General features: G+C 72.1%; 21 protein-coding genes. 13 read left to right on the top strand and 8 right to left on the bottom strand.

What is annotated here, in order from left to right; genetic code table 11:
* The first annotated feature begins 237 nt into the window (after positions 1-237).
* From ACIQWA_RS17165 to ACIQWA_RS17155, 3 genes are all read left to right on the top strand, one after another.
* Positions 238-1,737 carry a PucR family transcriptional regulator gene (locus ACIQWA_RS17165; protein ID WP_402483211.1) on the top strand — a complete coding sequence of 500 codons (1,500 nt, stop codon included), beginning with the start codon at positions 238-240 and terminating at the stop codon, positions 1,735-1,737.
* Between the two features lie 171 nt (positions 1,738-1,908).
* Positions 1,909-2,280 carry a YciI family protein gene (locus ACIQWA_RS17160; RefSeq protein ID WP_360237364.1) on the top strand — a complete coding sequence of 124 codons (372 nt, stop codon included), beginning with the start codon at positions 1,909-1,911 and terminating at the stop codon, positions 2,278-2,280.
* 62 nt (positions 2,281-2,342) lie between these two features.
* Complete coding sequence (locus ACIQWA_RS17155) at positions 2,343-3,623, top strand: RNA polymerase sigma factor (RefSeq protein WP_402483208.1); 1,281 nt, start codon at positions 2,343-2,345, stop codon at positions 3,621-3,623.
* 17 nt (positions 3,624-3,640) lie between these two features.
* Here the strand turns inward: ACIQWA_RS17155 and ACIQWA_RS17150 are convergent, their stop codons facing one another.
* On the bottom strand, positions 3,641-4,108 hold the full coding sequence (locus ACIQWA_RS17150; protein WP_360237449.1) for a MarR family transcriptional regulator: 468 nt from the start codon (positions 4,106-4,108) through the stop codon (positions 3,641-3,643).
* A gap of 113 nt (positions 4,109-4,221) precedes the next feature.
* Here ACIQWA_RS17150 and ACIQWA_RS17145 point away from each other — a divergent pair, with 113 nt between their 5' ends.
* Positions 4,222-5,004 carry a dioxygenase gene (locus ACIQWA_RS17145; RefSeq protein WP_402483205.1) on the top strand — a complete coding sequence of 261 codons (783 nt, stop codon included), beginning with the start codon at positions 4,222-4,224 and terminating at the stop codon, positions 5,002-5,004.
* Between the two features lie 18 nt (positions 5,005-5,022).
* Here the strand turns inward: ACIQWA_RS17145 and ACIQWA_RS17140 are convergent, their stop codons facing one another.
* From ACIQWA_RS17140 to ACIQWA_RS17130, 3 genes are all read right to left on the bottom strand, one after another.
* On the bottom strand, positions 5,023-5,673 hold the full coding sequence (locus ACIQWA_RS17140; protein WP_402483202.1) for an NAD(P)-dependent oxidoreductase: 651 nt from the start codon (positions 5,671-5,673) through the stop codon (positions 5,023-5,025).
* A gap of 163 nt (positions 5,674-5,836) precedes the next feature.
* The gene (locus ACIQWA_RS17135) at positions 5,837-6,223 is read right to left on the bottom strand and encodes a VOC family protein (RefSeq protein WP_402483199.1); all 387 of its coding nucleotides are present in this window, start codon (positions 6,221-6,223) and stop codon (positions 5,837-5,839) included.
* Between the two features lie 4 nt (positions 6,224-6,227).
* Complete coding sequence (locus ACIQWA_RS17130) at positions 6,228-6,800, bottom strand: GNAT family N-acetyltransferase (RefSeq protein ID WP_402483197.1); 573 nt, start codon at positions 6,798-6,800, stop codon at positions 6,228-6,230.
* Between the two features lie 129 nt (positions 6,801-6,929).
* Here ACIQWA_RS17130 and ACIQWA_RS17125 point away from each other — a divergent pair, with 129 nt between their 5' ends.
* The 3 genes from ACIQWA_RS17125 (at position 6,930) to ACIQWA_RS17115 (ending at position 9,731) form a co-directional block, all read left to right on the top strand.
* Entirely contained in the window at positions 6,930-7,700 is a 771-nt protein-coding gene (locus ACIQWA_RS17125) for an SDR family NAD(P)-dependent oxidoreductase (protein ID WP_402483194.1), read from the top strand.
* A 78-nt stretch (positions 7,701-7,778) separates the two neighbouring features.
* Entirely contained in the window at positions 7,779-8,144 is a 366-nt protein-coding gene (locus ACIQWA_RS17120; protein ID WP_360237350.1) for a MerR family transcriptional regulator, read from the top strand.
* 51 nt (positions 8,145-8,195) lie between these two features.
* Positions 8,196-9,731: an AMP-binding protein gene (locus ACIQWA_RS17115; protein ID WP_402483192.1), complete on the top strand. Its 1,536-nt coding sequence runs from the start codon at positions 8,196-8,198 to the stop codon at positions 9,729-9,731.
* 16 nt (positions 9,732-9,747) lie between these two features.
* Here the strand turns inward: ACIQWA_RS17115 and ACIQWA_RS17110 are convergent, their stop codons facing one another.
* Positions 9,748-10,584, bottom strand: a complete 837-nt coding sequence (locus tag ACIQWA_RS17110; protein WP_402483189.1) for a LuxR C-terminal-related transcriptional regulator — start codon at positions 10,582-10,584, stop codon at positions 9,748-9,750.
* A 171-nt stretch (positions 10,585-10,755) separates the two neighbouring features.
* On the opposite strand from ACIQWA_RS17110, the gene ACIQWA_RS17105 reads away from it, so the two are divergent.
* A complete protein-coding gene (locus ACIQWA_RS17105; protein WP_402483186.1) occupies positions 10,756-11,589 on the top strand; it encodes a TIGR03084 family metal-binding protein in 834 nt (277 codons plus the stop codon).
* A 65-nt stretch (positions 11,590-11,654) separates the two neighbouring features.
* Positions 11,655-12,212 (top strand): Uma2 family endonuclease, encoded by a 558-nt coding sequence (locus ACIQWA_RS17100; RefSeq protein ID WP_402483183.1) that lies wholly within the window; start codon positions 11,655-11,657, stop codon positions 12,210-12,212.
* A gap of 14 nt (positions 12,213-12,226) precedes the next feature.
* On the opposite strand, the gene ACIQWA_RS17095 is transcribed toward ACIQWA_RS17100, so the two are convergent.
* The gene (locus ACIQWA_RS17095) at positions 12,227-13,801 is read right to left on the bottom strand and encodes an OB-fold nucleic acid binding domain-containing protein (protein WP_402483181.1); all 1,575 of its coding nucleotides are present in this window, start codon (positions 13,799-13,801) and stop codon (positions 12,227-12,229) included.
* Between the two features lie 127 nt (positions 13,802-13,928).
* On the opposite strand from ACIQWA_RS17095, the gene ACIQWA_RS17090 reads away from it, so the two are divergent.
* The 4 genes from ACIQWA_RS17090 to ACIQWA_RS17075 are packed head-to-tail and all read left to right on the top strand — an operon-like array spanning position 13,929 to position 20,618.
* A complete protein-coding gene (locus ACIQWA_RS17090) occupies positions 13,929-14,678 on the top strand; it encodes a TnsA-like heteromeric transposase endonuclease subunit (RefSeq protein ID WP_402483178.1) in 750 nt (249 codons plus the stop codon).
* Positions 14,675-16,822, top strand: a complete 2,148-nt coding sequence (locus ACIQWA_RS17085) for an integrase (protein WP_402483175.1) — start codon at positions 14,675-14,677, stop codon at positions 16,820-16,822. Before ACIQWA_RS17090 ends, ACIQWA_RS17085 begins: the two co-directional genes overlap by 4 nt.
* The gene (locus tag ACIQWA_RS17080) at positions 16,819-17,949 is read left to right on the top strand and encodes a TniB family NTP-binding protein (RefSeq protein ID WP_402483173.1); all 1,131 of its coding nucleotides are present in this window, start codon (positions 16,819-16,821) and stop codon (positions 17,947-17,949) included. The genes ACIQWA_RS17085 and ACIQWA_RS17080 overlap by 4 nt, the downstream gene beginning before the upstream one ends.
* On the top strand, positions 17,946-20,618 hold the full coding sequence (locus ACIQWA_RS17075) for a TniQ family protein (protein ID WP_402483170.1): 2,673 nt from the start codon (positions 17,946-17,948) through the stop codon (positions 20,616-20,618). The genes ACIQWA_RS17080 and ACIQWA_RS17075 overlap by 4 nt, the downstream gene beginning before the upstream one ends.
* Here ACIQWA_RS17075 and ACIQWA_RS17070 read toward each other — a convergent pair.
* A complete protein-coding gene (locus tag ACIQWA_RS17070; RefSeq protein WP_402483169.1) occupies positions 20,551-21,534 on the bottom strand; it encodes a DNA polymerase thumb domain-containing protein in 984 nt (327 codons plus the stop codon). The two genes, ACIQWA_RS17075 and ACIQWA_RS17070, sit on opposite strands and share 68 nt — an antisense overlap.
* Positions 21,531-24,923, bottom strand: a complete 3,393-nt coding sequence (locus tag ACIQWA_RS17065; protein ID WP_402483166.1) for a DNA polymerase III subunit alpha — start codon at positions 24,921-24,923, stop codon at positions 21,531-21,533. The genes ACIQWA_RS17070 and ACIQWA_RS17065 overlap by 4 nt, the downstream gene beginning before the upstream one ends.
* Positions 24,924-24,974: the final 51 nt, after the last annotated feature.

Here is a 24,974-nt window from a genome sequence, read left to right as displayed (position 1 = left end):
GTGCGCGCCGGGAGGAGAAGGTCCGGTGCGCCCCGCACACCGATCCAAGCAGCCCGGCAATCGGGCGGACCACTGGTTCCGCACACCGGCCACCGGGCCCTCCGCTGGATGATCCGACAAGAAGATTCACGGCGCTTCCACTGGCATTTACGATGCCCATGCGTCGACAACCCTCTCATCTGCGAGAGGAAGCGACGCGACGCACCAGAGCGACACCCGGGCGAGAGCGAGCGAGAGATGATCGTCGGCGACCTGCTGCACCTCGACGACCTGTCCATCCGGCTGGCCTGGGGCACCCCCGACCTGCTCGACCGCCCGGTCACCGGCGTCAGCTCCACCGACCTCCAGGACCCGGCCCGCTACCTCCAGCCCGGCGAACTGGTGCTCACCGGCCTGGTCTGGTGGCAGCCCGCCGACGCCTCCGGCGCGCTGCGCTTCGCCACCGCGCTGCGCAGCGCCGGCGTGGCCGCCCTGCTGGCCGGCGAGGGCACCCACGGCAGCATCCCGGACGGCCTGGCCGAGGCCTGCCGCACCCACGCCATCCCGCTGCTCGCGGTGCCCGCCGGGGTGAGCTTCCGGGCCGTCACCGACCGGGTCTACCTGCGGCTCTGGGGCGACCTGCGGGCCGGGGCGCAGGACACCGCGGCGATCCCGGAGACCGTCCGGAGCGAACTGCTCGACCTGGTCCGCACCGAGGCCGCGCCCGGGCAGGTGCTGGCCCACGCGGTCGGCCGGCTCGGGCTGCCCGAGTGCTCGATCGGCACCGCCGGCGGCCGCCCGGTGGCCGGCCCGCCCCAGCCCGCACCGGCCACCGGCCGCGGCGGGCCCGGGCTGCCGGTCGGCCCGCAGGACGGCTCCCCGTTCGACGGCTGGCGGCTGCGCGCCCACCCGCACACCCCCGCCGTGGAACCGGCGCTCCAGGGCCTCGCCGAGCTGCTCGCCCCGCTCGCCGCCCGCGCCCGGGCCGCGGCGGGCACCCGGCGGCGGGCCGCCGGACGGCTGCTGGACGCGCTGGCCGACGACGCCGGACTCGCCGAACCGCTCGCCGCCTGCGGCCTGGCCGAGACCGGACCGCTGGTGGCGGTCACCGCGCGGATCGAGCCCGGCCGGGCCGGCGACGAGGCCCCGGCCGACTGGGCGGCGCACGCGCTGGCCGAGGCGCTGCACCCGCTGGACGCCCCGTACGCGGCGGGCACCGACCGCACCGGGCTCACCTCGGCGCTGGTGGCCGCACCCGCCGAGCGGGTCGCCGAACGGCTGCGCCGGGCCCGGCCCGCCCTCCAGGCCCGGCTGACCGGCCGGCACACCCTGCGGATCGGCGTCGGTCCGGCCGCCCCGGCCACCCCCCAGGCGCTGCGGGCGGCCCTGGTGCAGGCCCGGTACGTGCTGGCGGGCGCCGCCGGCCCGATCGCCAGCACCGCCGAACTGGACTCCCTGGACGGGCTGTTGCGCGGCATCCCGCCCGAGGTGACGGCCGCCTTCCACGCCCGGCTGCTGGCCCCGCTGACCGCCCACGACGCCGAGAACGGCGTCTCGCTGCTCGGCACCCTGGCGGTGTTCCTGGACCACGACGGCTCCTGGGCGCGGACGGCCGAGCAGCTCCACATCCACGTCAACACCGTCCACTACCGGATCCGCCGGATCGAGGAGCTGACCGGCCGCAACCTGGCCCGGCTCCGGGACCGGACCGACCTGCGCGCGGCACTGCTGTGCGCGCCGGGGGCGGCGGGGCGCTGAGACCCGCGGGGCACTGCGGCCGGCGGGACGCTGAGATCCGCGGGGCGCACCCGGGGATCGGCGGAAAATTCTTCGAAGATTCCTCCCGGCGGATGTCGATCCGGCGCCGGCCCGATCGACGCAGGGGTGAGCGGCGGGGAACGGCCCCGCCCGCACGACCGAGGAGTCACCATGCCGCGCTTCATGACACTGGTCCGGATCGACGAGAAGGGCCGGGACGGCTGGGAGCCCGACCCCGGGTTCGAGCAGCGGATGGGGGCACTGTTCGAGGAGATCACCAGGGCCGGGGTGATGCTGGAGACCGCCGGGCTGACCCCGACCGCCCAGGGCACCCGGGTGAGCTGGACCGACGGGAAGATCGGCTACACCGACGGGCCGTTCACCGAGACCAAGGAGGTCGTCGGCGGGTACGCGATCCTGCAGTGCAAGGACAAGGCGGAGGCACTGGAGTGGACCCGCCGCTTCCTGCAGACCCACCCGGCGCACTGGCAGGTCGAGGCGGAGGTCCGGCAGATCGAGGAGATGCCGCAGCCCCCGCAGTAAGGGCCTCGCCAGGTGAGGACCGCGGCGTTCGTTGCCTCCCGCCGCTCCGACTGCTCTGATGGGTGGCCGTGACGGAGAGGGAGGCGACGGCGGTCGTCGAGGCGGCGTTCCGGATCGAGTCCGCGCGGATCATCGCCGCGGCCGCGCGGATCGTTCGGGACGTCGGCCTCGCGGAGGAGTTGGCCCAGGACGCCCTGGTGGCCGCGCTGGAGCAGTGGCCCCGCGACGGCGTACCGGACAACCCGGGCGCCTGGCTGACGGCCACCGCCAAACGGCGGGCGGTCGACCTGGTGCGCCGCCGGGAGGTCTACGCCCGCAAACTCGCGGAGGTGGGGCGGTCGTTGGAGGACGTACCGGAGCCGGCGGAGCCGTCCGGCCCGGATGACATCGACGACGACCTGCTGCGGCTGATCTTCACCACCTGCCACCCGGTGCTGTCGGCGCAGGCACGGATCGCGCTCACCCTGCGGCTGCTGGGCGGGCTGACCACCCCGGAGATCGCCCGCGCCTTCCTGGTGCCGGAGGCGACGGTGGCCCAGCGGATCGTCCGGGCGAAGCGGACGCTGGCGAAGGCGGACGTGCCGTTCGAGGTGCCGTACGGCGAGGACCGGGCGCAGCGGCTGTCCTCGGTGCTGGAGGTCGTCTACCTGATCTTCAACGAGGGGTACTCGGCCACCGCCGGGGACGACCTGCTGCGCCCGCAGCTGTGCGAGGACGCCCTGCGGCTGGCCCGGGTGCTGGCCGCGCTGGTGCCCGGGGAGCCGGAGGCGCACGGGCTGGCCGCGCTGCTGGAGTTCCAGGCCTCCCGGGCGGCCGCCCGCACCGGGCCGGACGGGCGGCCGGTGCTGCTGGCCGAGCAGAACCGGGCGCGCTGGGACGGGCTGCTGATCCGGCGCGGCTTCGAGGCGTTCGGGCGGGCGGGCGGCGGGCCGTACTCGGTGCAGGCCGCGATCGCCGCCTGCCACGCCAGGGCGCGGCGCTACGAGGACACCGACTGGGCGACGATCGCCGCGCTGTACGACCGGCTGCTGGTGCTGACGCCCTCGCCGGTGGTGGCGCTGAACCGGGCGGTGGCCGTCTCGATGGCCCGGGGCCCGGCCGCCGCCCTGGAGCTGGTGGACGCGCTGGCGGCGGAGCCGGCGCTGCGCGACTACCACCTGCTGCCGAGCGTACGGGGCGACCTGCTGGCCCGGCTGGGGCGGACGGCGCAGGCCCGGGCGGAGTTCGAGCGGGCGGCGGGGCTGACCCGCAACGAGCGGGAGCGGGAGCTGCTGCTGGAGCGGGCGGCCGGACTCGGGGGTGACGGCCAGGGGGCGACCGGGGCCCGGACGGGGGACGGTTAGGGGTTGTCGGAAACGCCCTACGGCGTGTCGTCCTGGCGCAGGCGGGCGCTGACCGCGCCCAGGCCCTCGGCGAGGACGGCGAGTTGCTCGCGGGTGAGCACGTCGATCAGCAGCTCGCGCACCAGGGCGACGTGGCCGGGGGCGGCCTGGCGGAGCGTCTCCCGCCCCTGGTCGGTGAGTTCGGCGATGACGCCGCGCACGTCGCTGGGGCAGGAGCGGCGGCCGACCAGGCCCATCCGTTCCAGTTGGGTGACCTGGTAGGTCAGGCCGCTCTTGGAGGTGACCAGCTTGTCGGCGAGCTCGGTCATCCGCAGCGAGTCGCCGGGGGCGGCGGACAGGTGCACCAGGATCTCGTACTGCTGGTGCGAGAGGCCGGAGTCGTCCTTGAGCTGGCGCTCCAGCCGCCGGTTGAGCAGGTTGCTCGCGACGACGAAGCCCCGCCAGGCGGCCATCTCGTCCTGGTCGAGCCAGCGGGGTTCGTTCAGTGAGGACATGGGGTGAAGCCTACTCCTGTTGTTCAAATTCGAACGAAGGTGTACCGTCCCGAAGTAGAGGTTCAAATTTGAACTACCCACTCGTTCCCCTTGAGGAGGACGCCTTGAGCACCGCGGCCCCCGAGCGCATGCCCGCCCTGTACCTCTCGCACGGCGCGCCGCCGCTCGCCGACGACCCGATCTGGCCGGGCCAGCTGGCCGCCTGGTCCGCCGACCTGCCCCGGCCCAAGGCCGTCCTGATGGTCTCCGCCCACTGGGAGGAGGCCCCGCTGGCCGTCGGCGCCGTCACCACCGTCCCGCTGGTCTACGACTTCTGGGGCTTCCCCGAGCACTACTACGCCGTCCGGTACGCCGCCCCCGGCGCGCCCGAGCTGGCCGAGCGCGTGCGCAAGCTGCTGCGCGCCCCCGGCACGCCCGTCCAGGACATCCCCGACCGCGGGCTCGACCACGGCGCGTACGTGCCGCTGGTGGAGATGTTCCCGGAGGCCGACGTCCCGGTGCTGCAGATCTCCCTGCCCACCCTGGACCCGCAGCGCCTGCTGGAGATCGGCCGCCGGCTCGCCCCGCTGCGCGACGAGGGCGTGCTGATCATCGGCAGCGGCTTCTTCACCCACAACCTGCGGGCGCTCAGCAGGGAAGGCCGGATCAGCTCGGTGATGGCCGAGTTCGACGACTGGGGCAGGCGCGCGCTGGACGCCCAGGACGTGGACGCGCTGCTCGACTTCGAGCACAAGGCCCCGGCCGGGCGACTCGCCCACCCGCGCACCGAGCACTTCGCGCCGCTGTTCGTGACCCTCGGCGCCGGCGAGGCCGACCTCGGCAGCCAGCGCAGCGTGATCGACGGGTTCTGGATGGGACTGGCCAAGCGGTCCGTCCAGCTGGGCTGAACGGGTGAGCCCGGCGCGCTACAGCGAGCAGCAGGTGAAGCGCTCGCCGATGTGCTCGGGCTGCTCGATCTCGTCCACCAGGGCGACCGCGAAGTCCGGCACCGAGATCCGGCTGTGCCCCTCGGCGTCGGTGAGCAGCTGCTCCAGGCCCGTCCGGTAGCGGCCGGTCCGCTCCCCCGGGCCGATCTCGGCGGCCGGGCTGAGCACCGTCCAGCGGACGTCGGAGACGGTCCGGTAGTAGTCCAGCGCCTCGCCGTGGGCGTGCATGATCTGCAGGAGCGGCTCCGGCAGGCCCGGGGTGTCCCAGACCCGCACGCCCGGGGCGGTCTCCAGGCCGCCCGCGCCGCCCACCGCGATCAGCCGGGGCGCGGTGCCGTCGGCGAGCGCCCGCAGGCCCTCGACCAGGGAACGGGCGGCGGGCTCGATCAACGCCAGGTGGCCCGGGCCGTCGCCGCCGCCGACGGCGCTCACCAGGACGTCCTGGCCGGCCGCCACCCGGGCCACGTCGGCCGGGTCCAGCACGTCACCGCGCTCCACCCGGGCGGCGGTGCCCCGGTAGCGGTCCGGCTCGCGGACCACGGCGGTGACCTCGTGCCCGCGGGCCTCCGCCTCCGCGACGACGGCACTGCCGATGCTGCCGTTGGCGCCGATCACGGCGATTCTGGCCATGGGGTACCTGCCTGGTGCTCGGAGGGTGGCCTCGCTTGTCACTGGCCTCAGACAGGTCGATTATCGGACGGAAGTGCGAACGGCCGCCCGCGCAGGACGCCCCGGCGGGTTCAGACGCGCTGGTGCGTTAGGACGCGCTGGTGGGTTCAGGGCCCCGGCGGGTTCAGGACGCGCCGGTGGCGATGCGCTCGGCCCGGCTGCGCTCGACGCACAGCTCGTTGCCCTCCGGGTCCGCCATGGTGACCCAGCCGGTGCCGTCCGGGCGGCGCTGGTCCGACACCACCGTGGCGCCCAGGGCGAGCAGGCGCTCGACCTCCTCGTCACGGCTGCGGTCCTGCGGCTGGAGGTCCAGGTGGACCCGGTTCTTCACCGTCTTGCCCTCGGGCACCTGGATGAACAGCAGCGAGGCACCGGCGGAGTCCACCACCGCCTCCGGGTCACCCGGGTTGTCGTCCTCGCCGACGGTGCCGTCCAGCACCTTCGCCCAGAAGTCCGCGAGGGCGAACGGGTCTGCGCAGTCGATCGTCACATGACGCACCAGAGAAGCCATGCGCTCACTCTGACCGGTGCCGTTCGGTCGTGTCCAGCCTTTTCCGGGAGTGCCGGTGACCGTCCGACGGGTACGGCGGGAAGGCCGGGACGATCTCCGTGAACGCGTAGCCGCTCTTCTCCGCGACCCGGCAGGAGGCCTCGTTGTCCCCCTCGTGCAGCAGGTCGATCCGGAGCAGGCCGTCCCCGGCGAAGGCCTCGAAGGCCCAGACGGTGAGCGCCTCCACCGCGCGCGGCGCGACGCCCCGGCCGCGCGCCGCGGCCACCGTCCAGTAGCCGACCTCGGCCCGCTCCCCGCCCGGGGCACCGCGCTTGAGCACCACGTTGCCGACCAGCCCGCCGTCCTCGACCACGGCGAAGGCGTACCGGGTGCCGTTCGCCCGGCCCTCGCGCTGCACGGCCAGCCAGTGCGCGGCCCGCTCCGGGTCGTCCGGCCAGGTCCGGCTGAACCGGCGCAGCGTCCCGTCCCGGTAGGCCTCGATCAGGGCCGGCGCGTCGGCGTCCTCGAAGGGGCGCAGCAGCAGGCCGTCCGCCGTAGGGAAAGTGGTCAGGGCCGGGTCGGGTCGGTGGTGGCTCATGGTGCTCTCCCCGTGGGTTCGGAACCGCGTCGCGATCTTCCTGACGGACGAACAGCCGGTGCTCGACGGTTGCTGCTCGACGGTTGCGGCTTGACCCTGACGCTGGCGGCAGGGTCGGAGACTTCCCCCATGAGCGAAGCGAACGAAGCAACCGGAGCGGGTCGGGTCGTGGTGGTCACCGGGGCCGGGACGGGGATCGGGCGGGAGACCGCGCGGGCCTTCGCGGCCGAGGGCGCCCGGGTGGTGGCGGTCGGACGGCGCCCCGGACCGCTGGCGGAGACGGCGCAGGCGCACCCGGGCCTGATCGAGCCGCTGGTCGCCGACATCACCGGACCGGACGCCCCGGAGACCATCGTCGGAACGGCCCTGGAGCGGTACGGGCGGCTCGACGTGCTGGTGAACAACGCCGGCATCGTGCGGAGCGAGCAGGCCCTGGGCGACTTCGACCGGCCCGGCATCGAAGCGCTGCTGGCCACCAACCTGGTCGCCCCGGTGCTGCTCGGGCAGGCCGCGGTGCCCGCCCTGGCCGCCACCCGGGGCGTGGTGGTCAACGTCAGCACGGCCGTCGGGCAGCGCGGTTGGCCGACCAACTCGGTGTACGCGGCGGGCAAGGCGGCGCTGGAGACGATCACCCGCAGCTGGGCGGTGGAACTGGCTCCGCGCGGGATCCGGGTGGTCGCGGTGGCGCCCGGGGCGATCGACACCCCGATCGGCGAGCACTCCGGGTTCAGCCCCGAGCAGTCGGCGGCGATCCGCGAGTGGCAGTTGGGGATCACCCCGCTGGGCCGGATCGGCCGACCCGCCGAGGTGGCCTGGGCGATCACCCGACTCGCCTCGCCGCAGGCCTCGTTCGTGACCGGCGTAGTGTTGTCCGTCGACGGGGGCGCGCTGGTGGCCTGACCGGACGGACCAGGGACGGGCCAGGGACGGACGCGGCGCAACAGGGATGCGGCGGAGCAGGAACGGGGCGGGGCGGCGGTGCGGATCGGTGAACTGGCGCGGCGGACGGGCAGTACCGCCCGGGCGCTGCGGCACTACGAGCAGGCCGGGCTGATCGACTCCGAGCGGGCGGCCAACGGCTACCGGGAGTACCGGGATTCGGCCGTCCCGCGGGTCCGCAACATCCGCGCCCTGGTCGCCGCCGGGCTCACCATGGAGGACCTCCGGCCCCTGCTCGGCTGCCTGGACGGGGACGTGCTGTCCCGCCCGCCGTCCGAGCAGGTGCTGGAGATCGTCCGGGAGCGGCTGGCCGCGCTGGAACGCCGGATCGCCGCCCAGACCGAGGCCCGGGACCGGCTGCTCGCGGCGCTGACGACGGCCGAGCGGCTGCGTTCGAACGGGTGACACCCCCGATCGGGGGTGTGCAGCGGGCGCGCGGGATAGCACAGTGGGCGCATGCAGATTCCACTCTCCGCGATGGACTTCCTCGACCGCGCCGAGCTGGTCTACGGCGACCGGGTCGGCATCGTCGACGAGCCGGTGCAACCAGCCGAATCCTGGGGCGAGCTGAGCTACCGACGGGTCGCCGAACTCGCCCGGGCCCAGGCCGCCGGGCTGGACCGGCTCGGCGTCGGCCCGGGCGAACGGGTCGCGATCGTCTCGCACAACTCGGCCCGGCTGCTCACCTCCTTCTTCGGGGTGAGCGGGTACGGCCGGGTACTGGTGCCGGTCAACTTCCGGCTGCGGGCCGAGGAGGTCGCGTACATCGTCGAGCAGAGCGGCGCCTCCGTGCTGCTGGTCGACCCCGAACTCGCCGACGCCCTGCACGGGGTGGTGGCCGAGCACAAGTTCGTGCTCGGCGCGGACAGTGACGCGCTGCTGTACGACTTCGACAACGCGCCCCGCCGGTACGCCGTTTCCGAGAACGACACCGCGACCATCAACTACACCAGCGGAACCACCGCCCGCCCCAAGGGCGTTCAGCTCACCCACCGCAACGTGTGGCTGAACGCGACGCTGATGGGCCTGCACTACGGCGCGAACGACCGGGACGTGTACCTGCACACCCTGCCGATGTTCCACGCCAACGGCTGGGGCCTGCCGTTCTCGCTCACCGGACTCGGCGCCCGGCACATCGTGCTGCGCAAGGTGGACGGCGCCGAGATCCTGCGCCGGGTCGAGCGGCACGGGGTGACCTTCCTGTCCGGCGCACCCGCCGTGGTGCAGATGGTGCTGGACGCGGCCGCCGACTGGGACGGCCCGGTGCCCGGCCGGGACAGGGTGCGGATGATCGTGGCCGGCGCCCCGCCGCCGACCTCGGTGGTGCAGCAGGTCGAGGAGCAGCTGGGCTGGGAGTTCATGCAGCTCTACGGCCTGACCGAGACCGCGCCGATCGTCACGGTCAACCGCTCGCGCGCCGAGTGGGACACCCTGCCGGCCGCCGAACGGGCCGAGAAGCTGGTGCAGGCCGGCGCCCCCGCGCTCGGCACCCAGCTGCGGGTCGACGCCCAGGGCGAGGTGCTGGTGCGCTCCAACACCGTGCTGGACGGGTACTGGCAGCAGCCGGAGGCGACCGCCGAGGCACTGCGGGACGAGTGGTTCCACACCGGCGACGGCGGCACCCTCACCGACGGCCAACTGTCCATCTCGGACCGGAAGAAGGACGTCATCATCAGCGGCGGGGAGAACGTCTCCTCGATCGAGGTGGAGGACTGCCTGTACGGCCATCCGGCGGTGGCCGAGGTCGCGGTGATCGGGGTGCCGCACGAGAAGTGGGGCGAGACGGTCAAGGCCCTGGTGGTGCTCCGGGAGGACCGGGCGGCCGTCACCGAGGCGGAGTTGATCGCGCACTGCAAGCAGCGGCTGGCCGGCTACAAGTCGCCCACCTCGGTGGAGTTCCGGACCGAGCTGCCGCGCACGGCCACCGGGAAGCTGCAGAAGTTCCGGCTCCGCGAGCCGTACTGGAGCGGGCGGGAGCGCCAGGTCAACTGACGTCCGCCGTCCGCCCTCAGCCGACGAGGCCCGAGGCGCGGGCCGCCAGGGCGAGTTCGGTCCGGTTGCGGACGCCGAGCTTGTGCATCGCGGACTTGAGGTAGCCGGTCACGGTGTTGCAGGTCAGGCCCAGGTGGGCGGCGATCTCCGGGTTGGTCCGGCCGGTCGCCGCCCAGCGCAGCACCTCGTGCTCGCGCCGGGTCAACGGCCGTGCGGGCGCCACCGGTTCGGGCACCACCGGTTCGGGCTTCGTACGGTTCCAGGCCGCCGCCCCGGCGAGCGCCCGGGCGGCCGTCGCCGCCAGCCGACCGACGGCGGAGATCCGGACGTCCCCGAACGGGACGACGGTGCGCAGCGAGGCGTACACCACGCCGTGCACGGTGTCGCCGTCCAGCAGCGGGACGGTGAGCATCGCGTACAGGTCGTCGGCGGCCACGGCCGCGTCGTACTGGTGCGAAATGGTCGTGGCCGCACGGTAGTCGGACACCCAGGTGGGCGCGCGCTCGGCGAGCGCCCGGCCGCCGAGGCCGAGACCGGCCGGGACCGGCACGTCGTGCAGCAGGTCCGCCCGGGTGCCGGCCCAGTGGCGCAGCACCATGCCCTCGCTGCCGGGGCGGCTGCCGGGCAGCGGCTCGGGCACGCCGACCAGGCCGACGTCGGCGCCGCACTCGGCCACCACCCGGCGGGCGAGGTCACCGAGCACCGCGCGGCGCACCAGCTCGGCGGCGCGGGCGGCGAGTTCGGGGTCGTCGGGGTGCTCCGGACGGCCGGCGTACTCGCGGTGGGAGGGGTGGAAAGGGTGGTCGGGGGCGCCGTCCGGCACGGCGGTGAGGGGGTCCGCAGCCCTGGTCATCGCGGAATTGTCACACGTGGTGCGAGCGGAGGCGAGAGTCCTGACGTGCGTGTTCCGTGGAGTGGCGGGCGCCGACGCCGGTCGGGGCGTAGGGTGCCGCCGCGGGGCTACCGACGAGTAGTGGACGAGTAGTGGACGAGTGGTAGCCGCCCGGACCGGAGGGAAGAACCGATGACCGACCCGAACACCCCGGGTGCCCCGGGCGACGTCCTGCACGGCCTGCTGGCCGACCTGCGGGCCGAGAGCGCCGTGCTGGACGGGCTGGTGGCCGGACTGTCGGCCGCGGACTGGGCCGCGCCCACCCCTGCCGAGGGCTGGACGGTCGCGCACCAGATCGCCCACCTGGCCTGGACCGACGACTGGACGGCACTGGCCGCCCGCGCCCCGGAGAACTTCACCGCCTCGCTCGGCGGCCGCTTCACCCAGCTGCTGGCCGCCGGCGCCGACCCGGTCGAGGAGGGTGCCAGGGAGGGCGCGGCCGCCGAACCCGCCGCCCTGCTCGCCCGCTGGCGGGCCGGCCGGGCGCAGGTGCAGGCCGCCCTGGCCGCCGCCCCCGCCGACGTCCGGCTGCCCTGGTTCGGCCCGCCGATGAAGCCCGCCTCGATGGCCACCGCCCGGCTGATGGAGACCTGGGCGCACGGCCAGGACGTCGCGGACGCGCTGGGCGCGACCCGGGAACCCACCGACCGGCTGCGGCACATCGCCCACCTGGGCCTGCGCACCCTCGGCTTCGCCTTCGCGGCGCACGGCCTGCCCGCCCCGGAGCGCCCGGTGCGGCTCGAACTGACCGCGCCCGACGGGGGTTCGTGGGCCTTCGGCCCCACGGACGCGACGGACGTGGTGACCGGTCCCGCCCTGGACTTCTGCCTCCTGGTCACCCAGCGCCGCCACCGCGACGACCTCGCCCTGACCGCCACCGGCCCGATCGCCACCATCTGGCTGCCGATCGCCCAGGCCTTCGCCGGCCCTCCCGGCAAGGGGCGGCAGCCGGCCCCCGGCGCCTGAACGGCCCGGGGTGGTTTCGCGCATAGACTGCGAGGCGGCCGAACGCACCTACCGGAGAAGGCACCATGAGCTTCTACGAGCGGCACCGCGACTTCGTCGAGGAGGTGCTGCGCACGGCCCCCGAAGGCGTCCGGGTCGAATGGTCCGGCGACATGTTGGTCATGCAGACGACTCCACCCAACATTCACCAGTTGAACCTTGGACTCGTCCAGCGGCAGTTCGAGCGCCATGTCCCGGACGACTACGGTTTCAGCGGCAACAGTGCGCTGACCACCCCCGACGTGTCGAAGGAGCGCTCCCCCGATCTGACCTATCTTCCGATCGCCTCCTTCACTCGGGAAGGCAACACCACTCCCGCCGAGGAAGCCCTCATCGCGGTCGAGGTGGTGTCACCCTCCACCGCGGGGAACGACTGGGTGGACAAGCTCCGCGACTACGCGGTGATGCGCGTCCCGCTCTACCTGATCATCGATCCGCGGGAGGGCACGGTCACGCTGTTCTCCGAACCGAACCACGACCGCTACCACGTGCGGCACGACCGGAAGTTCGGGGACAGCATCCGCATTCCCGAGCCGTTCGACTTCGACCTGGACCTGAGCGGGCTGGTGCGCTACCCGGACTGAGTACGCCCGGGGTCTCACAGGCCGATCCGCAGCGGGGTGAGGCGGGTGGCGATCAGGTTGGTGGCGCCGCGGTCGCGTTCGATGTGGCCGTGCACCAGCAGGCCCGCCCGGTCCAGGGCGGTGCGGCGCTGGGACTCCCAGACCGGGCGGTTGCAGATCACGTTGATCAGACCGGTCTCGTCCTCCAGGCTGAGGAAGAGCACCCCGCCGGCCGTCGGCGGGCGCTGGCGGTGGGTGACCAGGCCGCCGACCACCACGGCCGTTCCCGGTGGCACGTCCGGGAGTTGGGCGGCGCTGAGCGCCCCGCCGCGGTCCAGGTGGGCGCGCAGGTGCTGGAGCGGGTGGCTGGTGGCGGAGGTGCCGGTGGCCCACAGGTCGGCGATGGTCTCCTCGACCGGGCTCATCCCGGGCAGTTCCGGTGCCTCGGTGCCGGGCGTGGTGCCGGGGAGCAGCTCGGCCGAGATCCCGGCGAACGCGCCCGCCGCCCAGAGCGCCTGACGCCTCGTCAGTCCGAAGCAGTCGAAGGCCCCGGCCGTCGCCAGCGCCTCCAGGACGGGCGCGGGCAGGCCGGTGCGGCGGGCGAAGTCCTCCAGGTCGGCGTACGGCTGCCCGGCCGCGATCAGCTCGGCCTGCGGGGTGCCGATGCCGCGCACCGTCTCCAGGCCGAGCCGGATGGCCGGCTGGGGGCGGCCGGCGGTCAGCGGCGGCGCGGGGGTCGGGCCCCGGTACGGCTCCAGGGTGGGGCGCGGCCCGCTGGCGTTGACGTCCACCCCGCGCACCCGTACGCCGTGCCGGCGGACGTCCGCGACCAGGCTGAGCGGCGAGTAGAAGCCCATCGGCTGGTTGGCCAGCAGGGCACAGGTGAAGGCCGCCGGGAAGTGGTGCTTGAGCCAGGCGCTGGCGTACACCAGGTAGGCGAAGCTGATCGCGTGCGACTCCGGGAAGCCGTAGTTGGAGAAGGCCTCGATCTTGCCGTAGACGTCCTCGGCGACCTCGGGCGGGATGCCGCGCTCGGCCATCCCGGTGAGCAGCCGGTCGCGCAGCCGGGCGACCCGCTCGTGCGAGCGCTTGGCACCCATCGCCTGGCGCAGCCGGTCGGCCTCGGCGGGCGTGAACCCGGCGCAGTCGATGGCGAGTTGCATCATCTGCTCCTGGAACAGCGGCACCCCGAGGGTCTTGCCGAGGGCGTTCTCCATCAGCGGGTGCGGGCAGCCGGGCGGCTCCACCCCGGCGCGGCGGCGCAGGTACGGGTGGACGGAGCCGCCCTGGATCGGGCCGGGGCGGATCAGCGCGACCTCGACCACCAGGTCGTAGAAGTGGTCCGGCTTGAGCCGGGGCAGGGTGGCCATCTGCGCCCGGGACTCGACCTGGAAGACACCCACGGTGTCGGCGCGGCGCAGCATCGCGTACACGCCCGGGTCGTCGCCCGGGATGGTCGCCAGGTCGTAGCGCAGGCCGTGGTGCTGCTCGATCAGGTCGCAGGCGTCGTGCAGCGCGGCGAGCATCCCGAGGCCGAGCAGGTCGATCTTCACCAGCCCGGCGCCCGCGGTGGACTCCTTGTCCCACTGGAGGACGGAACGCCCGGGCATCCGTGCCCACTCGGTCGGGCTGTAGGGTCCGCAGCTCCGTGCGCACTGTACGCGATAATTGCGCAGTGGATGCGCAGTTCCGTGAAGCTTGCGCAGGGACTTACTGAACGTGACTAGGTTCCGGGGCATGGCAGATCAACGTGTCGTCGGGAGAGTGGGCAAGGCCAGCGGGCCCCGAGTGTCGATCCGGTATGACGACGGTTCGGTTCGGGAAGTCCCTTTTGAGCGGCTCCGTCTGCGGGACTTCGTCGGGGCGGTGCCCTGGCGGGAGTTCCGCTCGGTGCATGGGCAGAAGCACTATCCGGGGAAGTACGCCTCGGCGACGAGTGGGAAGGTGGTGTACGAGAGTCGGTTGGAGCTGGCGCGGCTGATGCTGGCCGACATGGATCCGACCGTAAAGGCCATCTTCGCCCAGCCGTGCCTCCTCACCTCGCAGGTTGAGGGCAAGGCTCGCCGCCATGTCCCGGACTACCTTCTGGTCTTTGAGACCGGGACGGCACGAGTGGTCAACGTCAAGCCGGAGGATCGGCTGGCTGACCCGAAGATCGTGGAGGCGCTGAGGTGGCCGGGGGCGTTGGTCGAGCGGCACGGCTGGGAGTACGAGATCTGGTCGGGCGCCGACCGGATCGTGTTGGAGAACGTCAGGTTCCTTTCCGCGTATCGGCGCCCCGGGGTGGTTCTCCCGGAGGAAGTCGAGGCGGCCTGGCGATGCGTGCAGGACGGGGACCAACTGAGGGTCGCTGAGCACCGGTTGGCCGCTGGTCGGCCCGGACATGACGCGCGCCCGGCACTGCTGGCACTGGTTTGGCAGGGGCGGCTGGTGACGGACCTGGCCCAGCCGCTATCCGGGGACTGGGTGCTGCGGAGGGCGGCATGAGTGGGTGGACAACGACTCTGCGGCCGGGATTGCCGCTGACGTACGACGGTGAGCGGTTCTCCATCGCCGAGATCGACGGGCGGCGCATTCTGCTGCAGCAGGTGGTGGCTGAGGGGCCGTCCCGCTGGCGGCAGGTCGATCTGGCGGTGCTCCTGAGTCATCCGTCCACGGTGTTCCACGTGAAGGTGCCGCCGGAGGAGGAATCTGCGAGTATCACGTTCGCAGGGCTGAGTGATGCGGAGAACGAGGCGCTCACGGAGCGGTTCCAGCACATCCAGGAAGTGCGGTGCGGCTACAAGTTGGGCTCTGCCGCCCTCGCGCTGCCGGGAGAACCGCGTCCTGCATTTGCTCCCGGGACACCCCTGCTGCGCCGCTATGCGGCCAAGGCGGCGGAACTCGGAGTGAATCCGGCCACCGTGCGCCGATGGGTGGCCCAGGTCAAGGACAACGGGCCGGTTGGCCTGGTGCCAAAACGCGTGACAGGCACCGCTCTTGACCGGGCGGACACGCGGTGGGTGGACATGGCCCGATCCGTGCTGGCCGCGTACACGCCTGCCAGCCGCCCCGTCGGGAACCTGATCTTGGCAGAGATCGAGGAACGCCTGGCCAAGGAGTACGGCCGCGACACGGTCCGGCTTCCCGGGCGCACTCTCGGGTACGACCTGCTGCGCGACCTGACCAAGGGAACAAACGCGTTCAAGGGCAGCACCAAGGGCAAGCGGTCGATCGCTAACCGTCCCACAGGCGTCTACGGCCGACTCAGGGCAACCCACCCCGGCGAGTATGTGGTCCTCGACACCACCAGCCTGGACGTCTTCGCGATGGAGTCGGTCACCTGCAGGTGGGTGCGATGCGAACTCACTGTCGCCATGGACCTGTACAGCCGGTGTATCTGCGGATTGCGGCTCACCCCGGTGTCGACGAAGTCGGTGGATGTGGCCGGCGTGCTGTTCGAGACGGTCCGGCCGCTGGAACCGTCCGGCGCCGGCGAGCCCCTTCCCTACTGCGGTGTGCCGTCCAACGTCATCCTCGACGCACGCAAGCTGGTGGATTCGCGGGGGAACTACCTGCTGCCCAACGTGGCCGCAGAGACGATCGTCTACGACCACGGCAAGGTGTACGTCTCGAATCACATCGAGAGCGTGTGCGCCAAGCTCGACATCTCGCTGCAGCCGGCCCGGCCCTACACGCCGACCGACAAGCCGATCGAGCGCTGGTTCAAGACCCTGAACCAGGGGCTGCTGGCCGCGCTTCCCGGCTACAAGGGCCCCGATGTCTACAGCCGAGGGGCAAAGGTGGAGGAGGAAGCCTACTTCTTCATCGAGGAGCTGGAAGCGATCATCCGAGAATGGATCACCCTGGTGTACCATCGGCGCCCGCACCGGGGGCTGTCCGTGCCGGAGGTGCCCGGTCTCAAACTCACTCCGCTGGAGATGTACGAGCACGGGGTCATGCGTTCCGGCCCGATGCGTGCCCCCTCACGCCCGGGACTCGCCTTCGAGTTCCTGGAGGAGGAGTGGTGCACGCTCCAGCACTACGGCATCGAAGTCAACGGGCTGCGCTACAACGGGCCGGTGCTCAAGGAACTGGGCAACCGGCCGAGCGACCATCGGGGCCGGGGGGAGGGGAAGTGGCCGGTGGCGGTGGACCGCCACGACATCCGCAAGGTCTACTTCCAGCATCCCAAGTCACGCAACTGGCACGCCCTGGACTGGGAGCATGCACCGGCCCTGGGCGGCCCGGCGAGCCTAGAGGCCCTCGTGTACGCCCGCCGGCTCGCCGTGAAAACCCACCGGTTCCCGGACACCAAACGCGCACTCATCGAACTGCTGGAGCGCTGGGGCGCTGGGCTGACCGCCGACCGCACGGAGCGGCGGATGGCGATCAGGCTCTCCCAAGAACGGTTCCAACTGGTGGGCGACAGCGAGGAGGAGTCGACGACTGTGCCGGCTCTGCCGACGCTTCGCCGCTTCGCCGCTATCCAGCAGCAAGCTTCCCCGTCCCCGGAGCTTGAGGCGCTGCAGGTCCAAGGCGGGGACGATGACGAGGACGACGAACGCCGGGCGTCCTTCCCCGACGAGGACCTCGACGAGCAGGACGTGGACGAGGACGACTTCTACGCCGACGTCATGGAGAGCCGATGACCACGACACCGAACCGAGGCACGATCCCCGGTGACGACCGGCAGTACTCGCCGACCCGCTTGGACGGCTGGCTGGAGATGGTGAACGGGCCCGCCCGCGAGCAACCCGAGGCTCTGACCCGCGTGCAGATCAAAGCTCTGACACCGCGCCAACTGTTGGTGTACAACGATCGACGCCACGTGTGGCACGCCAACCTCGGCCCGTTCAAGACCGCGCAGCTTCGGCAACTACACGAGGGCCTCTCCGAGATCGTCGGCTCCAACCGCCATGACGGTGACAAAGCCAAGCCGGCCGCCCTGGTCGACGCCTACCCGGGCATCGGCAAGAGCACCGCCGTCATGGAGTTCGGGCGCGACTTCCACCTGCAGGAGATCGAACTACGCGGAGACACGACCGGCACGGGGCACCGCCGGGTGCCAGTGGTCTACATCGCACTGACCGGCAACACCCAGATCCGCGGCCTCAACGCCTCGATCTGCCGCTTCTACGGCCTGCCGACCACCGGGGACGCCGACACCCTGGCAGCGCGCGCAGTGGACGCGGTGCTCAGCATGAGGACCTCGGTGTTCATCATCGACGACATCCACTTCCTGGCCTCCGGCACCTCGAACACGGTCCGGATGGTGAACCAACTGAAATTCCTGTCGAACACGTTCCCCGTCACCCTGATCCACGTCGGGGTCGGGGTCACTGAGCGCGGCATCCTCAGCGAAGGCAAGACCCTGCACGCGCAGTTCGGGCGCCGCACCACTGAGCTGACCCTGCTGCCGTTCCAGGTGGAGAACGAGAAAGGGCGTCAGGAGTTCCGCCGACTGCTGCTGACGGTCGAACAGAAACTCATCCTGGCGGACAAATACCCGGGCATGCTTGCCGACGACCTCGCCGACTACCTGCTGGCCCGCTCCAGCGGTCACTTCGCTTCCCTGATGGCACTGATCAACCGCGGCTGCTACCGGGCCATCCGCACCGGTGCCGAGCGGCTGGACGTTGAGCTGATGAACTCCGTCAAGAACGATGCCGCGGCCGAGGAGGCCCGGCTGGAGCTGGTTGCCGCGATCGAGGCTGGCCTGCTGAGCGCAAAGCCCAAGTCGCGGGCCCCCAAGTCCCGTAAGAGGAAAGAGTCATGACTGCCTGGGGCCCGCAGAGGATACCGATCTGGGTGCCTCCCTTGCCTGGGGAGGCGCTGGATAGCTGGTTGGCCGCCTACGCCGCCCGGCTGACCGTTCCGATGGGATCCTTCTTGCGGTACTTGGGCCTGCCAGACGCCGACCTGGCGCGGATGATGCGATTGCTCAGCGCTCACGAGCGGAAGGTCATTTCGAGTCGTACCAGTCTTGCGGGGCCTGAGCTCGCCGCCCGGACCCTGGAGCCGTGGGACGGACTTGCCGTGGCGATTGACCCCTCTACCCGTAGTCTTCGACAGTCCGCGTTCTCCAAGTCGTCCGGCAGCAATACGAGGTTCTGCCCGGCGTGCCTGGAAGAGAACGGGGGCCGTTGGCAGACTTCCTGGAGGTTGGCCTGGACGTTCGCCTGCCTCCGCCACCACTTCATCCTGGCGGATCTGTGCCCGGCCTGCCACAAGCCTCCGATCCTGCACAAACACCTGGTGGTGCCGGAGCCCGGCCGGTGCCTGCAGGGAACCGGAGACCAGCGGTGCGGTTTCCCCTATGCCCAAGCCAGTGCCACGTCCTCGGCCGCCGACGGACCGGTGGTGTGGGCTCAGCGCTGGGTGAACGAGACTGTGCTGGACTTCACCCGGGACCGCCAGGAAGCCCTGCAGCGCTCGGGCGAGTTGGCGCTGCTCTCCCGGCGAGCGCTGACCGGTCTGCTCACGCATCTGGCGACCGTACCGCCCCGGGTGCGCGACATCATCGATGACGCGGGCGGGTCCGTGCCGGCCGTCCGCACAGGCCACCGTTTTGACCTCCCCTCCGGGCACCACATGGCGGTCGGACTCGCCATCGCTGCATCTGCCCTCGGTGAAGGAGCAGGTACGGACGAAGGCGTCCTGACCTGGGTCCTGAGCACCAAGCCGCGCGCTGAGAAGACGTATCCGATCACCTGGGCACACCGGTGGGCCAAGGGCAGCCCACAACTGGCTGCGCGGGTGGTCGCGGAGGTGGACGAGGGTGTGAGCCTGATGACGCGCCTGCGCTACGGCACGACCACCGGTGCACCGTCCTGGCCCACCCTGACTTCAGCGGATGTCGAGCGGCGAGCCGCGTGCCTGCCCTCGATGCTCTGGCCGTCGTGGACCGCGCGGATCCTGCCGCCGACAGGCCCGATGACGAACCTGGTGGCTGGCCTTCAGCGCGCCGCGGCGAGCCTGCTGCTCCTGCCGGACTCGGCCTGCACCTATCCCAAGGCAGCAAGCATGCTCGGCAACACGCGCATCAAGGCGAACTGGGATGCCCTCAAAGTGGTGACTGCCAGTCAGGAAACAGTTCTGGTCACCCTGCTCGTCCATCTCGCCCGAGCTATGGACCAACACGGATCACCGATCGACTACCGCCGGCGCCGCGAACTCTTCGCCCACGGTGACCTCGTGATCGACGACAGCGCAGTGGTGCAGTACTGCCGAAAGAACGGGATCAACCCGGGCAGCGAGGCGGTCCGCACCAAGCATCTCCGCTGGCGGGTGCGCAGGCTGCTCCTGGGCGCCGACCCCGGCACCTACTCCAGAACCCCCGTCTGGCACCGGCGCACCGCCCACCTGATCGATTCCGATCTCGCGGCCCTCCTGCGCGACCAGGCCTGCGCCAACCTGCGGTACCAACGCATCGACGAACCGCTGGTGTGGGAGCCGCCCACCGACTGGATCCCTGAGCTGGACTGGCCCGGCCTGGTACCCGAACGCGTGGACCACAAAGCCATGAGCGCACTGGTGGCCAAGAGGCCTTCTCTCCACGACCTGGCCGCGATGACCGGGACGGGCACCGAACAACTGCGCCTCTACCTGGAATCCGCTGACGTCTCCATCCCACCACCGCCTCCTGCCGCTACGGAGCGGAGCCGTCGGCGAACCCCTGTCAGCCGGCCGAGCACTCCCCGGGCAAGAACCGGTCAAGGCATACGAGTGGCACTCGTCGGTGTACTGGAACCCGCTGAACTGCGGCGTCTGTATGTCGACGAGGGCCTGTCCACGCCGAAGATCGCCAAGATGGCCGGCTGCACCTCCGCGACGGTCGGGCGGATCATGAAGGAAGCCGGAATCCCCACCCGCCGGCGCCAAGGCCCCATGCTCACCGCAGAGGGAGCACCGGTCACCGCCGAGTGGCTCAGGCGCGAGTACGTCGACCGGGGCCGGGACACCCCCGACATCGCCTCGGAGCTCGGCTGCCACAATGCGATGGTCTCCCACATGATGAAACGGTTCGGCATCCCGGCGCGCCCGCTGTTCGCCACCGCCAACCGCTTCGCCCGCCTTCAGGTTCCCCTCTCGCCCGCCATGACCGCAATCGTCGCGATGCGCAACCACGTCCAGCGGATGCGGCACCTCATCCAGCTTCCCGGGCACCACGACCTCGCCACGGCAAGCAGGGCAATGGACGTTCCCTACAAGTCTTTGCGCTACCAGCTCAATGCGGTCGAGGAGGCGGCCGGATTCAGGATCGTCGAACGCGTCCATCCCCTCATGCCCACCGTCCAGGGGCGGGAGTTCCTGGCCGAAGCACGACGCCTCCTTCACCTCCTGGACGCCGACACCACGGCCCACGGAACGCCTGCTGTCACCTCCCCAGCAGCGCGGCCGGTCGCACCGCGCCGGGCCCGAAGCGGCGGCCGGCCTGGTCGATGACCGGCTCCAGAGTGCGGGCGTCCTCGATGAGCCGGTCGAAGGTCAGCTGCTCTGCCACCTGCGTTGCTGCGGTGAGTTCACCGACTCTCACTGTCACCGCCCGTACGCGTGCCCGTTGCAGGGCGAGTGCGGCGAACAGCTCGTACAGCACCTGTTGCAGGGCGGGAGTGTGGGCGGTGGGCTCGCGCAAGGTGCGCGAGCGGGTGGTGCTGGAGCGGTCGGCGTAGGTGACCTGCAGTTCCAGGGTGCGGGCGATCTGCCGGGCCGCCCGCAGCCGGGCACCGAGATCGATGGCGGCGGCCAGCAGCGCCCGCCGGATCTCGGCGGGGTCGAGGACGTCGCGGTCGAAGCGGTGGGTGCTGGTGAGGGCGGCGGGCGGTCCGGCGGGTGCGACGGTGCGCCGGTCGGTGCCGTGGGCACGTTCGTGCAGGAGGCGGCCGGTGGAGGTGCCGGCGATGCGCTGCACGGTGGCGAGCGGGAGGTCGGCGAGGTCGCCTACCGTCTCGATGCCGTAGCGGGCCAGGGTGCGTTCCAAGGCGGGGCCGATGCCGGGCAGGGCGCGAAGGGGGCGGCCGCGCAGGAACTGCTCCCACTCGGCCGGAGCCTCGGGCAGGACGTGGACGGTGCCGGGTGCGGCGGCGTCGGCGGCCAGGGTGGCGAGCATCCGGTTGGGCCCGATCCCTCCCGTGCTGGCCAGTCCGTACCGGGCCGCGAGCCGGGTCTGCAGCCGGTCCGCGAGCTGAGCTGGTGTCAGGGCGAAGTAGCGTGTGGCGCCGGCCAGGTCGAGCAGCGCGCTGTCCGGGGGGAGCGCCTGGGCGACGGGAGTGGTGTCGCCGAGGACGGTGAACAGCTCGCGGTAGGTCTCGAAGCCGGCGCGGTGCACGCGCAGGTGGAGGATCGTGCTGCTGGTGGTCATCCGGCGCTCCCTTGGCTGGCGTGCCACAGCCGGCCCGCGCCGCCGGGCCTCGGCCGCTGTGCGGCGTCGGCGGCCTCGGCGTGCGGTGCGGGTTCGGTGGCGAGCAGGGCTCGGACGGCGGCGGGGCCGACCTGCTGGGCCTCGGCGACTTCCTCCAGGTTCCAGGCGTGGGTGCCGATCACGGTGACGGACTTGCCGCGGCGCGAAACGGTGCCGCGGGCGAGCAGCAGGAAGTGGTGGAAGAGCGGGTAGGCGGCCTGCTCGTGGGTGTCGTCGAAGTAGGTCAGGTCGACCTGGCCGCCCTGGTGGCCGTCGTCCAGCGAGACGAAGATGGTGCGCCGCCCGGAGCGCATCGGCGGGGTCTGGATGGCCACCTTCGCGCCGGCCACCAGCACGGTCGCGCCGGTCGGCTGATCCCGCAACAGGTGCGAGCGGGTGACGCCCAGTTCGTCCAGCAGCGGGTGGAACGGCTCCATCAGGTGCCGAGAGGCATCCAGGCCGATCACCTCCAGCTCGGCCTCCAACTCCTGAGCCAGCGTCATCTTCGGCAGCCCGCTCGTCCCAGCTGCCGGGGCGGCGGGCGGGGCGAGGACGAGCTGGCCAGGACCCACAGCGGTGCGCTGCTGGCGGTGCAGCTCGTCGATCTGCAGCAGCAGGTCGCGGCGCTCACAGCCGGGGGCGAGGGTGGCGAACGCACCGATCCGGGCCAAGCGGTCGGCGACCGGGTGGCTGGGCCGGGCGCGCGCCCAGAAGTCTGCGAGGTCGTGAAACGGCTGGCCCTGCTGGATGCGTGCGGCCTGCTCATCGGTGATGCCGCGGACATCGGACAGCGAGATGCGCAAGGCCAGGCGGCCGTCCGCGAGCCGCTCGGTCCGATAGCCGACGGCTGAGTACTGGACGTCCAGCGGCAGGATCGGGACGCCGTGGCGGCGGGCGTCCGCCAGCACGAGCCGCTTGGGGTACATGCCGGGGTCGTGTTCGAGGAGCCCGGCGTAGAACGGCGCCGGGTAGTGCGCCTTCAACCAGGCGCTCTGCAGGGTCGGCAGGGCGAACGCGGTCGCGTGGGCGCGGGCGAAACCGTAGGCACCCATGTTCTCCAGCATCCGCCACACCTGGTCGATCACCTGCTGCTGGTATCCGGCTGCAGCGGCGCGCCGCCGGTACCAGGCCTGCAGCTTCTCCAGGCGCTCGGGCTTGGCCAGGGCGCGCCGGGCCTCCTCACCCATCGCCAGATCGGTGTGGGTCATCGTGGCGAACAGACCGGCCACCTGCTCGTTGTAGATGACCACGCCGTAAGTGGAGCGCAGCCACGGCTCCAGATCGGGGTGCGGGTAGGTCACAGGCTTCCTGCCGTGCCGGCCGAGCAGGAAGGGACGGATCATGTCCGCCTGCACCGGACCGGGGCGGAACAGCGAGATCTCCGCGACCAGGTCGGCGAAGGTCTCCGGCTGGAGGCGGCCCAGCAGGTCCTTCTGGCCGGGCGACTCCAGTTGGAAGACGCCCAGCGACTCGCCCTCGCGGAGCAGTTCGAACGCCCGGGGGTCGTCGAGCGGGACCTGCGCGGGGTCGTCCAGGTCGAGCCGCTCCCCGGTGGTCCGCTCGATCTCGCGCACCGCGTACGCCATGGACGACTGCATGCGCACGCCCAGCACATCGAGCTTCAGCAGACCGAGACCGTCACCTTCGACATCCTCCTTATCGAACATAGTGGCGGGAAAACCCTCGCCGGCGGTCGGCACAACGGGCGTGCGCCGCAGCAGGGTGGCGTCGGAGAGGATGACGCCACACGGGTGCATGGCCGTGCCGCGGGGCAGCGAGTCGAGGCCTTCGACCAGGTCCCACAACCTGTCGTACCGGTCGGCCGCGGCGGCGACCTGCCGCAGTTCGGGGAGTTCGCGCAGCGCGGTGCGGGCCGAGCGGGCGGTGATGTGGGGGAAGGCTTTGGCGAGCCGGCCGACCTCGTCCGGGGGCAGGCCCAGGGCCAGCCCGGCGTCACGGATCGCCCACCGCACCCGGTAGGTCTCCGGCATCGACAGGGTGCAGACCCGCTCGGTGCCGAACCGGTCCATGATCCGGCGGTAGACCTCCAGACGGCGGGCGGACTCCACGTCGATGTCGATGTCCGGCAGGGAACGGCGGCGCAGGTTGACGAACCGCTCCATCAGCAGTTCGTGATCGAGCGGGTTGGCGAAGGAGACGCCGAGCAGGTGCACCACCAGGGAGCCCGCGCCGGAACCGCGCGCCTGCACCCGGATGCCCATCTCCTTGATGTCGTCGACGATCCGCGCGACGGTGAGCGCGTACGAGGGCCAGCCGAGCGTGTTGAGGACCTGCAGCTCCGCCTCCAGACGGGCCCGCATCGTGGCGGAGCGGTCGTAGCCGTGGCGGACCATCGCCGCCTCGCACCGTTCGCGCAGCACTCGGGCGGACCGCCCGGGGGCCACGTCGATGACGTGCTCCTCGGGGAAGTGCACCCGGCCGATCCCGAGGTCGGCGTACGGATCGAGGCGGCACTCGGAGGCGGTGCGGGCGGTGGCGGCCAGCAGGTGTGCTGTGGCCCCCTGCTCCTGGCCGGCCGCGCGGACGACCTCCTCGGCGAGACCGGCCATCTCGGCCGCTCCCTTCAGGGAACGTTCCCCGTTGCAGACCCGGCCGGGCTGGATCGGGGTGAGCAGCCGGGCCGAGTCGAGGACGTCGGCGATGGGTGCGCGGTCGCGGGTCGCGTAGCGCACGGCGTTGGTGAGAACGGCGGGCAGGTCGAGTTCGGCAGCCAGCCCCACGGTACGGGCGGCCAGCCGCAGCGAACCCGGTCCGGTGCCGGTGCGGCGGTGGTGCACGGCTTCCAGTCGCAGGTACTGCCCGAAGACGTCGCGCCACGGCGCCAGCAGTTCGGTCGCCAGGTCCGTACGGCCGTCGGCCAGTGCCCGCACCGGTTCGGAGGCCGGGCCCAGCAGGACGGTCAGGCCTTCGCAGTGCTGTTCGATCGCGCTCCAGGGCACGACCGGTTGCCCGCCGCCGGCCCGGTGCCGGGCGGCCCAGGCGGCCGTGATCAGCGCGCACAGGTTCGCCCAGCCCTGCCCGTCCCGGGCCAGCAGCGTGACCCGGGGTGCGGAGTCGGCGACGAACGCCCCGCCTCGGGCAGGCGTGCGGACCCGCCGGGACGGCTGCGCCCGGCCCAGGAGCGGGACGGCGAGGTCCGCCCCGAACAGCGGCCGGATCCCGGCCCCGGCACACGCCTGTGCGAATCGAACAGCCCCGGCCACCGTGTCCCGGTCGGTCAGCGCCAGCTCCCGCAGGCCCGCCTCCGCCGCCTGTTCGACCAGCCGGGCCGGCGTCGAGGCGCCGTAGCGCACCGAGTAGCCGGAGGCGACATGCAGATGCGCGAACATCCGACATCACCTCCAGCTCCTGCGATCAGCCCCCTTCGTCGACACCCGGCT

It is taken from the genome of Kitasatospora sp. NPDC098652, assembly GCF_044760155.1.
Lineage (GTDB): Bacteria > Actinomycetota > Actinomycetes > Streptomycetales > Streptomycetaceae > Kitasatospora.
This window is presented reverse-complemented; position numbering and strand designations above follow the sequence as displayed.